Annotated in this window: 15 protein-coding genes and 1 other annotated feature; all 15 genes read right to left on the reverse strand. The window is 30.9% G+C overall.

Annotated elements, in window-relative coordinates; genetic code table 11:
* Positions 1-304: 304 nt before the first annotated feature.
* Complete coding sequence (locus JG776_RS10705) at positions 305-904, reverse strand: hypothetical protein (protein WP_291967351.1); 600 nt, start codon at positions 902-904, stop codon at positions 305-307.
* Positions 905-957: 53 nt separating this feature from the next.
* A complete protein-coding gene (locus JG776_RS10710; RefSeq protein WP_291967353.1) occupies positions 958-1734 on the reverse strand; it encodes a hypothetical protein in 777 nt (258 codons plus the stop codon).
* 4 nt (positions 1735-1738) lie between these two features.
* The gene (locus JG776_RS10715; protein ID WP_291967377.1) at positions 1739-2278 is read right to left on the reverse strand and encodes a GNAT family N-acetyltransferase; all 540 of its coding nucleotides are present in this window, start codon (positions 2276-2278) and stop codon (positions 1739-1741) included.
* A 12-nt stretch (positions 2279-2290) separates the two neighbouring features.
* Positions 2291-3043: a prolipoprotein diacylglyceryl transferase gene (locus JG776_RS10720; RefSeq protein ID WP_291967355.1), complete on the reverse strand. Its 753-nt coding sequence runs from the start codon at positions 3041-3043 to the stop codon at positions 2291-2293.
* Positions 3044-3049: 6 nt separating this feature from the next.
* A complete protein-coding gene (locus JG776_RS10725; protein WP_291967357.1) occupies positions 3050-3472 on the reverse strand; it encodes a hypothetical protein in 423 nt (140 codons plus the stop codon).
* Positions 3473-3480: 8 nt separating this feature from the next.
* Positions 3481-4044, reverse strand: coding sequence for a hypothetical protein (locus tag JG776_RS10730; protein ID WP_291967359.1), 564 nt, complete (start codon positions 4042-4044; stop codon positions 3481-3483).
* A gap of 63 nt (positions 4045-4107) precedes the next feature.
* Positions 4108-5187 carry a hypothetical protein gene (locus JG776_RS10735; RefSeq protein ID WP_291967361.1) on the reverse strand — a complete coding sequence of 360 codons (1080 nt, stop codon included), beginning with the start codon at positions 5185-5187 and terminating at the stop codon, positions 4108-4110.
* A 62-nt stretch (positions 5188-5249) separates the two neighbouring features.
* Complete coding sequence (rsmA, locus tag JG776_RS10740) at positions 5250-6098, reverse strand: 16S rRNA (adenine(1518)-N(6)/adenine(1519)-N(6))-dimethyltransferase RsmA (protein ID WP_073247930.1); 849 nt, start codon at positions 6096-6098, stop codon at positions 5250-5252.
* On the reverse strand, positions 6095-6640 hold the full coding sequence (gene rnmV / locus JG776_RS10745; RefSeq protein WP_027309479.1) for a ribonuclease M5: 546 nt from the start codon (positions 6638-6640) through the stop codon (positions 6095-6097). The genes rsmA and rnmV overlap by 4 nt, the downstream gene beginning before the upstream one ends.
* 71 nt (positions 6641-6711) lie before the next feature.
* Entirely contained in the window at positions 6712-7749 is a 1038-nt protein-coding gene (locus JG776_RS10750; protein ID WP_291967366.1) for a 3D domain-containing protein, read from the reverse strand.
* Between the two features lie 269 nt (positions 7750-8018).
* Positions 8019-8768: a TatD family hydrolase gene (locus JG776_RS10755; RefSeq protein ID WP_291967368.1), complete on the reverse strand. Its 750-nt coding sequence runs from the start codon at positions 8766-8768 to the stop codon at positions 8019-8021.
* Positions 8769-8779: 11 nt separating this feature from the next.
* Positions 8780-10711, reverse strand: a complete 1932-nt coding sequence (gene metG / locus JG776_RS10760) for a methionine--tRNA ligase (protein WP_291967370.1) — start codon at positions 10709-10711, stop codon at positions 8780-8782.
* Positions 10712-10813: 102 nt separating this feature from the next.
* Positions 10814-11009, reverse strand: a binding site (T-box leader).
* A gap of 38 nt (positions 11010-11047) precedes the next feature.
* The gene (locus JG776_RS10765; protein WP_291967372.1) at positions 11048-12502 is read right to left on the reverse strand and encodes an RDD family protein; all 1455 of its coding nucleotides are present in this window, start codon (positions 12500-12502) and stop codon (positions 11048-11050) included.
* Between the two features lie 39 nt (positions 12503-12541).
* The gene (locus JG776_RS10770; protein ID WP_291967374.1) at positions 12542-13981 is read right to left on the reverse strand and encodes a GGDEF domain-containing protein; all 1440 of its coding nucleotides are present in this window, start codon (positions 13979-13981) and stop codon (positions 12542-12544) included.
* Between the two features lie 11 nt (positions 13982-13992).
* On the reverse strand, positions 13993-14946 hold the full coding sequence (locus JG776_RS10775; RefSeq protein ID WP_291967376.1) for a hypothetical protein: 954 nt from the start codon (positions 14944-14946) through the stop codon (positions 13993-13995).
* Positions 14947-15293 lie beyond the last annotated feature (347 nt).

Here is a 15293-nt window from a genome sequence, read left to right on the forward strand (position 1 = left end):
TAGCTAAATTTTGAAAAAGCCCCATGAATGGATTTCAATGGGCTCTTTCGTGAGCTTTAGCAATTCTTAGCTTTTCGACTTTGGAAAAGTCCGTAATTCGGCACAGGACGTGCCGATCCGAGCGGCCATCAGGACGATGGCATGGCGAGGGTAGGACTTTTTCAAACAAAGAAAAGTTTAGAATTGCTTAGCGAAATGAATCGATGCCCAAGAAATCCTTCATGGGGCTAATCAATATATAACTTTTTCAACAGCCTGTAAATTCTTTAAACTTCCTAATTTTTTCAAATAGAAAAACATATGTTTATATTTCTCCATCAGTTATTGTTTTAAAAATTGCATACATTACCTTATCAATTAATTTCTTTGCATCATTTATTGTATTTTTACTGCTAATTTCTACCCTAAGTGCCTTATCACCAAACTCCTGCATATAACATTTGCTCTCTCCTAAAATATTTACCCTATCCTTATTTAAAATGTCTCTTATTTTATTTGCGTAATTTATATTACTATCATAGTTTTCATTTTTTTCTACTCTTAAAAGTATAGTATCCTTATTTACCATTTTGTCATTCACACATATGTCTAAAATAATATACCTTCCGTTTTCTTTTGTTATCCTACTTAGCTTCCTCTCTAATATCTCCTTATCACCTACATAACCTAAATTAATGAATTTTACTCCAAATCCATTTTGTAGATTTTCTATGTAGTCTAAAAGGTCCTTTATACTTCCATCACTAAAGCTATTATCACTTGTTGTATAGAGTACAATGTTAAAACTATCTTCACCTAAAAAGGTATACTCCTGTATTCTTCTTGCAAACTTCGTAAGATAAAGAATAGATAAAACTGTAACTGCAATAATAGTTGTAATTATAAAGACTTTAAAATACTTCATAACACCACCTACAAAAATAATAGCTTCATATCTATAAATATGAAGCTATTATTTTACTTATTCTTAATAAAATATGTTATTTTATCACCTGCTCTATTTCCCTCATATAAAAGCCTTTGAACCACATTATTTTTATTCTTTATTACAACATTTGCTACAACCTTAGTATCATTATATGTGTTTGTAACTATTGTAACAACGTAATCAGCATTATCTATGCTATCGGATATTTCAACAGAATTATTTTTTATGGAATCAAAAATATTAAACATATCAACACTTGTTAGATATTTAGTAACCATATAATCCTTGTTTATATCAATATAAATTTTATTATTTCCAATTCCTTTTTTAGGTATTCTCTCTATTACATCCTCTAAGAGCGAAACGTAATATTCTTTTGCTCCTTTGAACATCTCTTTTTTCATTATTCTTTTTATAAATTCATCCTCTATACTATTATCTACATAATATCTATTTCCATCCTCGTCAATCAAATTAGGCTGTGTCTCATCCGTTATTCCTGCAATATATTTGAAGGTTGCTACTTTTTTGTTTGAGTCATAAAATTCAATAAAAAAATCTGGTTCAAATTTAGTTTCTGCTGTTATGTCCTTTGCTTCATATATTTTATTTAAAAATCTTTTTATTGAAGAGGCATCAAACATTGTATATCTTCCTGCAAGTCTTGTACTTGTTATAATAATTCTTTCGTATTTAGTCTCTTTTTTTATTTTGCCTTCTATCTTTGGATTTATATGTTTAAATACACTACAGGAAGTACTTAAACATATAAATAGGGCTAAAGCAAAAATCAAAAATTTCTTCACTCTATCACCATCCTATAGTTCTTCCCATATAGTATAAATCAAAGTATTTACCATTAACCATTATACCACGTGATATTTTACCTTCAAATTTAAATCCCCATTTAAGATATAGACTTATAGCAGACATATTGTCCTCTCTTACCTGTAGTTCTACCTTTTTAATTTTTTCTGTGCTTTGAGCCCATTTAAAGAAATAATCCATAAGGCTGTTTCCAACCCCTATATTCCAGTAGTCCTTAAGAACTGCAATTCCTAATTCTCCTCTATGCATAAGCCTTTTCCTTTGGGATGCAACAAAGCTCAAATTACCTATAATTTTACCATCTAATATTGCAACAATATAAAGACAGTTTTCTCTGGTATTCAAATTATATATAAGGTTTTTTTCTTGATCATAATTCAGATAATAATCATCCATACCAAATGTTAAATTATCTGACTCTGTGCCTAATTTATTATACATTGAGACTAATTCCTTTGCATCTCTCTCTTCTGCACGTCTTATACCAAGCTTTTTTCCATTTTTAAGCTCATAAATCATCATCACTTAATCACCCTAACTTCTTTTTAGCTTGTGAAAATTATATACAAAAACTCCAACTATGAATACAAATATACAAATAAATTGTGATGTTGAGAAAAACAATACATTGCCTCTTGGATCGTCTCTTAAAAACTCAACCATAAACCTACCTACACTATATAGAATCATATAAAGACCAGCTACTTGACCGTTATGTTTTGCCTTTTTAGAAAAATAAAATAACACTGCTGCAATTAAAAAGTTTCCTAAGCTTGAAATTAACTGTGTAGGTATAAGTCTTACTCCATTTGGTGCAAAGGGCGAGTTTTTAAATACTACTCCTAATGGACTTGTTGTTTCTTTGCCATAGCAGCAGCCCGCTGAAAAACATCCTATTCTTCCAAAACCTTGGGCTACTGCAATTGCTGGTGCTGCAACATCAAACATTTTTAAAAAATCAACCTTCTTTTTTCTGCAGTATATATATGCTACTAAAACTCCACCTATCAAACCTCCATATACTACAAATCCACCCTTAATCATATCCTTAAGCACAACAGGATTTTTTATTACATAAGGTGCTTCTGCTATTATAAATAGAAGCTTAGCACCAATTACTCCTCCTAAAACCCCAAAGATTGCAATATCAAGTACAACATCATCACTTATTCCAACCCTTCTTGCCCTATACATACTAATAATAACTGCCGAAAGAATACCAACAGCTATCATAAAGCCATAGCTATATATTGTTATATTACCTATTCTAAATAATATTGGATGCATAACACCTTACCCCCTTAGCATATAAACCTTTTCTAATAAAAAAGCTATTAATAAAATTATACCAGAATATAAAAAAATTGATATACCTGTGTAAAAACCATCCTCCCTAAATTCCTCAAAGGCCTCCTCCATTGCCTCCTCGGTATATGGATTTTCCTTCATATCATAAAAACCATAAAGTGGGCTTTGTCTTCTAATCCTTCTAAGTTTTGCATCTTCGTTTCTTTTATAAAGTTGAGGTATAGCTAAAATCATACTAAAGCCACCAAAGTAATATAGTGTAGTATAGATATTTTTAATTATATTTTTATGTCTTATAAGTGCGTATATTATTGAAATAACAGATAATACAATAATTGATATAAAAGAAGCCATAAGTACAAATTTAACTCTTTTTTTTATCAAAAATATCTTTTGTTTTTTATCCATAATCCACCTCATTTAATTAAAGTTTTATTCACTATCTCCTCAAATAGATTATAAAACTTATCATTGAAAATTTCATCCCTTATAAAAAAGCTCATCCTAAATACATATCCCTTATTAGTCTTAACAAAATATTCGTAGACCCTATAGTATTTATTATCATTTCCCCTCCTTATATATTCAAGTAAATATCCATCTTTATTTGCTACCTTTTTATTGTAAATATTAAAAAACTTAAAATCAACTACTCCAGTAGCACTCTTTTGGGAATTATCCAAATATTTTTCTAAATCTTTAATATTTAAAACCTCAACTATTCCTCTTATACTTCCATCGCTTGATTTAAAATCTGCGTGATATAAAACTTCATTATCTTCAAAATTAATTTCAATATGCTCAAAATTCACAGGTAGATAATATATTATACCATACCTTTCTACTTTAATCTCTTTATAATTCTCTATATTTAAGTTTAAACTTACCTTGTACAATTTAAAAATCGACAACCAATTTAAAGATAAAATAAAAACTATTATAGATACAAGTACAACTAAAAATATTTTATTTTTACCCATAAAACCCCTCCCATTTAAAACTTAAAAAGCCCCATCTGAGTTTTACTCTATGGGGCTCAAAATCTACTTATCCTTTGGTTTAGGAATCATTATACAGCCATTGTAGGGATTATAGGTCATAACCCACATACCCTTATCCTTTATTTTCATCCACTTTATAAAACCTGTCATACCACTATAGGGCTGGGATTTGACATCATTTTCTCCTTCTATACCGTATAGTAGATATTTAACTTCTCCATCCTTATCATACTTTATTCCAAAGTAGTAGTATCCTGTATTCTTGCAATATTTTAAATAGTTAATATAAGGATATGCCATCTTTACATGGTATATTGCACAGTAGTAAGGATAATATTTATTGTCTTTTAATTTAATATCATAGTCTAACTTAACCTTCCACCACCTACAATTTGAATACTCTTCAGTTATTCCATCTACCTCTTCAAAATCCCTAAGTATCTCCTCGAAATAATTTGCGTGTTTTTGCTGTTTCTTTGTTTCTAGCTCTTCGTTCCTTAAAAATTCTACTTTGGCTGCCTCATCATATATAGTGTCTTCTTCATCTCCTTTCTCTTCTTTAACTTCCTCTAATTTCATAACTTCTTTCTTTATTTCATTTTCATATTCAATAAACTTCTCTGCTTCCTTTTCTACAACTTCATCTTTAACTTCAACTTCAACTTTAACCTCTTCTTTAGGTTCCTCTACTGTTCTCTTTTTTACAACAAACCTGTCCTTAAAACTTGCCCTTTCTTTTCCCACATATCCTACAAGTGGAAAATTGGTCTGTTCTGCCTCTACAACTATAGTTGAAACATTAAACTTATCAACATTAAGACCTGTATCTGCTACATTATCCTCCTTATATTCCCACCAAATTTCTCCTCTTCCTGTATCATCAACAGGCACCTCTCCAAGCCTTGCTGTATAGAGTGGATTTTTTGTTGTATCAATTAGATAACATACATATGGGCCCTTTTCTTTAACAAGATTCTGTACATAAACAGTAATCTTACACTTACCGTTCTTGTTTTCAATCTTTGTATATCCCGTTGGCTGCTTATCTATAGCTATTCCAAAGCCCTTATCTTCTTCCTGTAATATTATGAAATATCTACTATAACTTTTTTTAGCAGACACTCTTATACCTCCCAGTTAATGTTCATCATTATAGTATATGAACATTAACCGAAAAATTGTCCTTATTTTTTAAGTTTTGTATAAATTATATTAGAAAGTTTAGCAAACTCCTCAATACTTAATGTCTCTCCTCTTCGTGCCTCATCAATATCAGCCTCAATAAACACATTGTGAAGCTCATCCTCCTTAAGCCCTATTGGCTTTAGAGCATTAAAGAGGGTTTTTCTTCTCATATTAAAGGCGTGTCTTACTACATTAAAAAATAAATCTTCATCCACTACGTGATATTTTGGGGGTCTTAAATCCATCTTTATTACACTTGATTCCACCTTTGGAGGTGGTACAAAGCAGTTTCTTGATACTTTACATACCTTATGTACGTCACAATAGTATTGAACTAATATAGAAAGAGAACCGTATTCCTTTGTACCAGGTTTTGCAACTATCCTATCTGCAACTTCCTTTTGAATCATAACTATAATCGATTTTAAAGGTAATTTATCCATTAAAACCTTGGTTAATATTGGTGTTGTTACATAATATGGTAAATTTGCAACAAGCTTAATATTTTCTAACTCCTCTTCCTCTATAAGCTTTTTAAAATCAACCTTTAACGCATCATTATGTATTATTTTTATATTTTCAAAGTTTGCTAAGGTTTCATTTAATATAGGGATCAACGTGTCGTCTATTTCAACTGCAATAACCTTTTTACATCTTCTTGCCATCTCCTGAGTTAAAACACCAATACCAGGCCCTATCTCAATAGCAGTACTATTTTCATCAAGCTCTGCAGAATCAACAATTTTATTAAGAATATTTTGGTCTATTAAAAAGTTTTGTCCTAAACTCTTACTGAATTTAAATTCAAAATGCTTTACTATATCTTTAGTTTTTGAAGCAAGACTCATTCTTTTCCCTCCTTTGCTCTATATACAGCTCTTTCAAAATCTTCTCTTTTTATTCCATATCTATTTAATCTATTTAGAAACTGTTTTGCATTTCCATATCCTATTCCTAAAATTTTCCCAACTTCATCCCTAAGTTCAGATGCGTTTTCTGTATCAGCAAGTCCGTATTTTATGATATCCTCCATTGTAAACTCTATCTTAGGATTTTCAATCTCTGTTTGAACTTTATTTAAGGCGTCCCTTATGCTCTCTATGCTTGCATTTTCAACTCCTATGTCTCCATTTTTAATAGCTCTATCCCTTGGCATATATGCGTGTTTACATCCCTTTACCTTTTCTGATATTGTTCTTCTTATCTTCTCTCCTGCATAATCAGGGTCAGTAAATATTATAACCCCTCTTGTTTTTTGTGCTTCCCTTATCCTCTCTATTGTTTTTTCCGTAATTCCAAAACCACTCGTAACTATTACATCTGCATCAACTGCCTGTTTTACCTTAATTAAATCATCTCTTCCTTCTACAACTATAACTTCTTTAATCAAACTAAACACCTCTTTTATTATACTTCTACACAACCTAATAATTATACAAAAAAATAAGGTGGAAATCCACCTTATTTTAAAACATAAACATCTACATATCTAACTCCCCAGGTTCTGTATTCACGGCTTCCTGGATTAAAATAAAGGTCAATCTTATTTCCCTTAATTGCACCACCTGTGTCCTCTGCTATTGCAAATCCATAGCCAGGAATATATAGCTTTGTTCCAAGCGGTATAACCTTAGGGTCAACTGCAACTGTACTGTACCCATTTTCATCTCTTCTTGCTTTTGTACCTGTTGCAGTTATTCCAAATCCAGGACTTCCGGGCATCTTACCTGTATCTTCATAGCTTGAAGTATAACAGGTAGCTCTCATTCTAAACTTTTTAACATAGAATATCTTGCTCTCACCTCTTGATATCCAAGCAAGTGTTCCGTATGCTATAACTTTATTTACTGGAGCCTTTTTTACATTTTGTGCTACAACTTGTCTTGAAACCTCTTTTCCATCTTCATATACTACCTTTGTTACAATTTCCTTCTCTCCATCTTGACCATCCTGTAGAACTTCGGTTGTCCCCTTTGCAAGGTTATTATTTGCCTTTCTTACTATAGTATAAGGTATTCTTTCTGTTTTTGTTATAATTTGTTCTTCTACCCTTGTTATTTTGATATTGGTTCCTTGTTCTACCTTAGATGTTAAGGCTGGAGATACTTTGTCCTTTTCATTTAGGACAATACCTTCTTCTTGTAGTACGTCTTCTACCTTATCTTGAGCAGTTTTTATTGTTATTACTTTACCATCAACCTGAATGGTAACTGGAACTGCTCTTTTTATATTTATAACAGCATCATCTTCTACTTTACTGTCAAGCCCAGGTGTAACTATATCCTTGTCTCCTACACTAACATTACAAGACACTAAGACATCCTTAACCCTTGCCTTAAAGGTAGCCACCTTAACTACTTCTTTGCCATCTACTATTGTTACTGTTTTCTCAGATTGAACATAAAAAATTAAAAAGGCAACTACACAGGCGGTTACAATGCCAAGAAACCTGGGATTACCTATTATTCTGGTCTTTACCTTAGAGGTCATATTGCTCATATTAACACCTCCTTATTGGGACCAGGGACAACTATCACATTATACACAATTCGTCATTAATTGTCAAATACCCCAGCTTCCCAAGCTGGAAAATTTTTAATGCCTATAGTTGGCATATTATATATAAAAAATTATAAACAAAAATAATAGCATTCATACACTCTAATCCCAGCACGGAGGCAACTTATTAATATTATATACAAAAATTTCAAAAAATAAAACCCAATTATTCACTTTTCATTTTTTTTACAAAAAATTAATTTAAGGGCTTATAGATTAAAAGCCCTTAAACCATTGTTATATGTAGTCTCCTCCACCTTTTTATAATCAAGTTCCTTTATCTTTGAAATTTTATCTATTACATAAATTAAATATGAAGAATCATTTCTTTTTCCCCTATTAGGCTCTGGTGCCATATAAGGGCAGTCAGTTTCAACTAAAATATATTCAAGAGGTATATTTTGTACAACCTCCACAGTTTTTTTAGCATTTTTAAAGGTAACTACTCCTGTGAAGCCTAAAAAATATCCAAGTTTGACAACTTCCTTTGCAAACTCATAGCTTCCAGAATAACAGTGAAGAACACCTGTAACTCCCTTAAACTCTTTAATAATCTTTAAAGTGTCCTCGTGGGCATCTCTATCGTGAATTACAACTGGTTTATTTAACTGCCTTGCTAAATCCATCTGCTCCATAAATAGTCTTTTTTGTTTTTCTCTATCGTGGGGATAGTAATAATCAAGTCCAATTTCTCCAACTGCAACAATCTTATTCTCTGAAAGTAAATCACCAATAATATTCAAATCATTCTTCTTTTCTGCTTCGTGGGGATGAAGACCAACTGCACCATAGAAAAAATCATATTTTTGTGCAAGTTCTACCGTATTAAAACACCCTTCAATACTTGCACCACAATTTAGTACAAGTCCAACACCTGCTTTTTTAATTTTGTCTATAACCTCTTCTCTATCTTCGTTAAAAGCTTCATCATCATAATGTGCGTGTGTATCGAATATCAAGCTATCACTCCTTACTTAACCTGTGCACCTGCTTCTATATCGCCATCAACTGTAGCAAGAACAAGCTTTTCCTTATCTGAAGTTGAAGCTGCTAAAATCATTCCATAGGAGTCTACTCCTCTTAATTTTACAGGCTTTAAGTTAGCAACTAATATAACATTTTTTCCAATTAGCTCTTCTGGCTTAAAGTGTTTTGCAATTCCTGAAACAACCTGTCTTTGCTCTCCACCTAAATCAACCTTTAGCTTTAAAAGTTTATCTGCTCCCTCTATTTTTTCACACTCTAAAACCTTAGCAACCCTTAAATCTATTTTTGAAAAATCATCTATTGTAATTTCACTCTTTATAGGTTCCATCTTCTTCTCCTCCTTCTTCTCTTCCTTTTTATTCAACTTTTCAAGTTCCTCAAGCTTTTTTTCAACATCTATTCTTGGGAATAGAAGTTCTCCTCTTTTTACTCTTGTTCCATTTTTAATGTTTCCAAATGTGTTAATTGAATCCCAAGTTAAATCATCAAAGTTAAACTGATTTTTTATTTTTTCTGCAGTATCTGGCATAAATGGTTGTAATAATATAGTCACAAATCTTATTGACTCTGATAGGTTGTATAGAACTTCCTTAAGTCTATCCTTGCTGTTTTCGTCCTTTGCAAGAACCCAAGGCATAGTCTCATCTATATACTTGTTTGCTCTTGAAATTAGTTTCCATATTTCATCCATTGCATCACTTATTCTGTATTTATTCATAAGCTCTTCAACTTTTGTTGGAGTCTCTACTGCAAGAGTCTTTAATTCATCATCATATTGACCCTCTTGTCCTCTTGAAACTTCTCCATCGAAATACTTTTCAACCATTGTTAATGTTCTTGATACAAGGTTTCCAAGGTCATTTGCAAGATCTGAGTTTATTCTCTTTATAAACATTTCATTTGTAAACTGTCCATCTTGACCAAATGGTATCTCTCTTAAAAGATAGTATCTTACTGCATCAACACCAAAATGCTCCGTAAGAACAACAGGATCTACAACATTTCCCTTTGACTTTGACATCTTTCCACCATCAACAAGCAGCCATCCGTGTCCAAAAACCTGCTTTGGTAGTGGTAAATCAAGTGCCATAAGCATTATTGGCCAAATAATTGTATGGAATCTTATTATATCCTTTCCTACAAGATGTACATCTGCAGGCCAATATTTTTTGTATAATGTATCATCTTCACTTCCATATCCTAATGCAGTTATGTAGTTTGCAAGGGCATCTATCCAAACATATACAACGTGCTTTGGATCAAACTCTACAGGTACTCCCCAAGTAAAGGATGTTCTTGAAACACATAAATCCTCAAGTCCTGGTTTTAGAAAGTTATTTATCATTTCATTCTTTCTACTTTCAGGTTGAATGAATTCTGGATGTTCCTCAATATATTTTAGTAATCTATCTTGATACTTAGATAGCTTAAAGAAATACGCTTCTTCCTTCGTCCATTCCACATCTCTTCCACAGTCTGGACACTTACCATCCTTTAGCTGTGTTTCTGTAAAGAAGGATTCACAAGGAGTACAGTACCAGCCTTCGTAATATCCCTTGTATATATCTCCATTGTCATATAGCTTTTTAAATATGTATTGAACTGCCTTTTCGTGATAGTCATCTGTCGTTCTTATAAATTTATCATAAGATATGTTCATTGTCTTCCAAAGTTCCTTAATTGAAGCAACAATCTTATCAACATATTCTTTAGGAGTAACACCATTTTTTTCTGCTATTCTTTGTATCTTTTGTCCGTGTTCATCTGTTCCTGTTAAAAACATTACATCATATCCTGTTAATCTCTTGAACCTTGCCAATGCATCTGCTGCAACAGTTGTATAGGTATTACCGATATGTAGCTTATCACTTGGATAATAAATTGGGGTTGTAATATAAAATCTCTTCTTCTCCATTTATTTCTCTCCTTTCTTTTTTGTTTATAAACTTATCTGTTCTAGAAGTATTATTTATTATACTTTATCATTTTTATACTATAAAAAATAAACCTCGCCCCTTATAGGGGCGAGGTATCGCGGTACCACCCTACTTCGCCTTTCGGCCTTAATTTGGATAACGGCAATGCCGCAACAGCCTACATATCGACTGCTGTGCTCCAGAGCCATCTTCACATAACCCTATGCCGCTGGCTTTCACCTACCCCAGCTCTCTTTTGACACGGTATTATGCTACTCTCTCCTTCAAAGCATTTAACATTATTAAAATTAATGTACAAAATTTGATAGTTTTTGTCAAGACCACAGGGTTAATATCCTATTTATCATTAGTAAAAATTTATTTTGTTTATATACTTCAATTCTGTAGGAATGCCCCATAACATCATCTTTTCCAATAGACTTTACAACCAATTCATCTAAACCATCTCCATCTATATCACAAACTTCCTCAACTATCCTTACCATATAGGAATACCTTCTTGCAGGTCTTTTTCCAAAATTATATTTTATTTTAAAATTAGTATCTAATACTTCAAAGATTTGTATATTTCCTACCTTAAACATCATATTATTTCTTCCAATATTATTTATTAAATATCCACCATCAAATTTAAAAATATTTGTTATATCCTTTCTTTTGATTTGCCTTTTAAATTTATATACAAACTGCCCTCCCTTAAAATCATATTTATATATATTTGTCTTATTTTCACCCTTTGACAAAACAATTATTCCATCCTCAATCATAAAGGCAGATGGTAAAATGTCCTCTCCAATTTTACCAAAAAACATTAAGTCTAATTCTCCTTTATCTACCTTATATATTTCAACATCTGCATTTCTATTCAATATTACTATTTCATCTAATCCATCTTTATCCAAATCCCCAGTTTTTATATTCACAACATCTTTATTTTTTATATATTTTTTTGTATATATATCTCCCCAGTTTGAAAATATAATAAGTTCTCCCTTTGGAGTTACTGCACAAAAACTGCCTTCACCTTTATAGTTTATGCTTTCTATAAATTGTATGGGAAAATCAACTTTAAATTTATATTCCCCTATAAATTCATTTCCACTTTTATTTAACCTATATACCTCTGTATATTTTAGCTTATTTGATATTCTGTAGATTACCTTTTTTCCACCCTCATCTATTATTGCAGTATATCTACGCCCTACAGTTTTAAGATAAAGTTCCTCTTGTGATAAGCTTAAAAGGTTATCTCCCTCAAAGCTTTGAAAGTATTCATCCGATATGGCATATTTTTTAAGTCCAAATTGTCCAATTTCATCTAATAAAAATCTTGAGGTACCCTTTAACATTGAAACAATTAGTAAAAAGTATGAAATATAGAATATTAATTTATTTATGTTTGTTTCCTCCCTTTTTTTATCCACATAGTCCACATAAACGCCTGAGGATATATCGTGAAGGGTTCTAAGTTTTTTGTCAAAAAGGGCATATAGGTAACCTATATAAAAAAGGCTTGAAGCTATTCTAAATATTTCTCTTTTCAGAGCAATTTTATAGGAATAATCAGAAAGTCTAACCTTTAAAAGCATCATTCCTAATGTCTGGCCAAATTTAGCCTGCATAAACACCCTGTATATAAATAAAGCAAATAGAGATAGAAGATATGCATATGCACCAAGTTCTGATAATATTAAATAAACTATAATAAATATAGTCCAATCTATCAAAAAAGCAGCAGAGCGAGAAACAATAAGTAGTAGTTTTTCCATAATAACACCTCATACTTATTTTTCCCGCTTCTTTATTTTTTACGCCTCTTTATATACAACCCTATTTCTTCCTGATTTTTTAGCATTATATAGAGCCTCATCTGCTAAATCTATTGAATAGTCTATGTTGTTTCTATATTTTGTAACACCTATACTAATTGTAAACTTTATATTTAAATTATCTTCTTGATATGTGAAGGACTCTACTTTTTTTCTAAGTCTTTCTGCAATATTTAGGGCATCCCTTTTTGTTACACCTGTAATAACTAATAGGAACTCTTCTCCCCCAAACCTTATTGCATAGTCTCCCTCTCTTATTCCCTCCTTAAAAATATTTGATAATGCTCTTAATACTTTATCCCCAACCATATGTCCATAGGTATCATTTATTCTTTTAAAATAATCTATATCTGCCATCATAAAATATGTGTCCACACTATCCTCATCAAGTTTAGATGATAACTGTTCCATCAAAAACCTCTTGTTATATAGACCTGTTAACGAATCCATATTAACTTTATCATTTAAATCAGTTTTATCCTTATTTAACCTTTCAATTATTTCATTAAATTTATTTTTGAATACTTCAACTTCGTTTATATTATCAAGCATACTATCTGAACTTTTTATTCTTGTTAGAGTTGTTATGCTAACTATTACTCTATTTATATATTTGTTTATTGATTCGGAAATTATATAGGCAAATACTATTGCCAAAACCACAGTTAAAAAGAAATATAGTGCAACCTTTTTAAATAGGTCATTCAAAAATTCATTTCTTATGTCCTGTCTATCTATTGTAACAATCATACTAAAATCTGTATTTTTTATTGGTTCTATTATGTCTTCCTTATATTTTTTATTCTCTTTAGACATCCTAAACAGATTCTTTCCAAAACTATCCTGTATGATTATATTGCCTAAACCAACTAAATTATAATCCTTCAAAATATAATCAAACTTTTTTGAATCAATATATCCAACAACTACACCATATCTTCCATCTTCTCTATATGGTGCTGAAAATGCAACATAATCTACTCCATCTTCTTCAATTACTGTGCAAAAGAAACCATTGTTAAATAAAAGACTTTCCTTAATATTCAAACTATCATATTTTTTATATAATGCCAAATCTCTATAAACTTCAATCATCCATCCATCTTTATCTATATACTTAAGTTTAGTATATTCTTCTCTTGTTAACAAAAATCTTCTCAATACCCCTTCTATCTCATCTCTTTTATAGGTCTTTAAGTTATCCGAATTGGAAAGTAGCCTCATATCATTTATATTCATTTCAACAAAGGCCTCAAGATATCTCTTATTTCTATTCAGTACTTCTATAATATTTTTTTCATCATTTTCCGTAAAAGTGTTGGTTACTGATAAAAGAAAAGTAGATGAAAACATTATTAGCGGAAGTATCGAAATTGCTAATAAAAATAACGTTATAACTACCTTCAATCTTTTAAACATTTTAACCCACCCTAACCTTTGTTAATGTATCCAAAAAATTTATTTATTTGAGATTTTAATTTGCTAAATTCATATATTTTATAGAAGAATATATTTTTACCTTCTATCCTTTTTTTATTTTCTACCGCGTCGATTATCTCTCCCATTACATCCTCAACTTGATTTACTATATAGTTTGCAATTGGAATGATAGAAATAATAATAAATACTAAAAACACAATTATCTTCAAAAGTATGTTTTTATAGAGTATATCCTTAAAATATTGATTATTAATGTCAGCAACTAAAGCCCAGTCTGAGTTTTTTATTGGCAACTTTATTTCAGCGTTTTGATTAAAGTTCTTATCTGCCTTTTTTATTAAGAACTTATCTCTGCTATCCATTATATATATCTCAGCTATTGCATCTAAATTTATATTGTTAGTAAAAAAATCTACTGTATCCGTTGGCATATATGCAATACAAGTTGCATATATTTCTTGGCCTATTAAAAAATTCGATGCAAAACACATATAAGCTTTGTTATCCTCTTCGTTTGTATAAAAGGCAATATCTCCGTGTTCAATTGCATATTTATCAAAATAATCAAGCTGTGCCTTTTTATATTCTCTAATTCTTCCATCTCGATGAACCTCTAAAACTTCACCATTCTTTTTTATAAATTTCATCTTCTGAAAATCATCTCTTACATTCATTACCCTCTTAAATACGTCTATTATCTCTTCCCTTTTAAGGGTTTTTACGTTATCAGATGTTGCAACTAACTTAACATCTTTAATATTAACCTCTACAAACCTTTCAATATACTTTTTTTCCTTTTCAAGCACGGATTGTATATTCCTTTTATCATTAGATATAAAAAAGTTAAAGGTATTATTGAAAAACAAAAATGCAAAAGTCAAAAGAGGTACCAGTGATGAAATCATTATCAATGTAATAACAAAAAACCTGATACTTTTTTTCATATATAGCTCTCCTCAAATTACCTTTGTTTAATTATATTATATCAATATTTTGTCAAAAAAACATTAAAGTTGTCGTAAAATTTTAAAATATACCTTAATATTTTATAATAAATACACAAAACCCCATAAACAGATTGTTGACAAACCTATTTGTTAGCTAAAGTATGAAAAGCCCCATGAAAGGATTTCAAAATAGCATATTTCATGAGCTTTAGCAATTATTGCTTTTCGACTTTGAAAAAGTCCTAAATTCGGCACAGGACGTGCCGAGCCGAGCGGCCATCAGGACGATGGCATCGCGAGGGTAGGACTTTTTCAAACAAAGAAAAGCTTAGAATTGCTTGGCG

Source organism: Caloramator sp., assembly GCF_020054765.1.
In the GTDB taxonomy this organism is placed as follows: domain Bacteria; phylum Bacillota; class Clostridia; order Clostridiales; family Caloramatoraceae; genus Thermobrachium; species Thermobrachium proteoclasticum.

Excerpts from the sequence above, each read along its gene's own strand:
- JG776_RS10720 (WP_291967355.1), bottom strand. The coding sequence starts at position 3,043 with ATGCATCCAATATTATTTAGAATAGGTAATATAACAATATATAGCTAT.
- JG776_RS10765 (WP_291967372.1), bottom strand. The coding sequence starts at position 12,502 with ATGGAAAAACTACTACTTATTGTTTCTCGCTCTGCTGCTTTTTTGATA.
- rsmA (WP_073247930.1), bottom strand. The coding sequence starts at position 6,098 with ATGAGTCTTGCTTCAAAAACTAAAGATATAGTAAAGCATTTTGAATTT.
- JG776_RS10770 (WP_291967374.1), bottom strand. The coding sequence starts at position 13,981 with ATGTTTAAAAGATTGAAGGTAGTTATAACGTTATTTTTATTAGCAATT.
- JG776_RS10730 (WP_291967359.1), bottom strand. The coding sequence starts at position 4,044 with ATGGGTAAAAATAAAATATTTTTAGTTGTACTTGTATCTATAATAGTT.
- JG776_RS10725 (WP_291967357.1), bottom strand. The coding sequence starts at position 3,472 with ATGGATAAAAAACAAAAGATATTTTTGATAAAAAAAAGAGTTAAATTT.
- JG776_RS10750 (WP_291967366.1), bottom strand. The coding sequence starts at position 7,749 with ATGAGCAATATGACCTCTAAGGTAAAGACCAGAATAATAGGTAATCCC.
- JG776_RS10775 (WP_291967376.1), bottom strand. The coding sequence starts at position 14,946 with ATGAAAAAAAGTATCAGGTTTTTTGTTATTACATTGATAATGATTTCA.
- JG776_RS10705 (WP_291967351.1), bottom strand. The coding sequence starts at position 904 with ATGAAGTATTTTAAAGTCTTTATAATTACAACTATTATTGCAGTTACA.
- JG776_RS10715 (WP_291967377.1), bottom strand. The coding sequence starts at position 2,278 with ATGATGATTTATGAGCTTAAAAATGGAAAAAAGCTTGGTATAAGACGT.
- metG (WP_291967370.1), bottom strand. The coding sequence starts at position 10,711 with ATGGAGAAGAAGAGATTTTATATTACAACCCCAATTTATTATCCAAGT.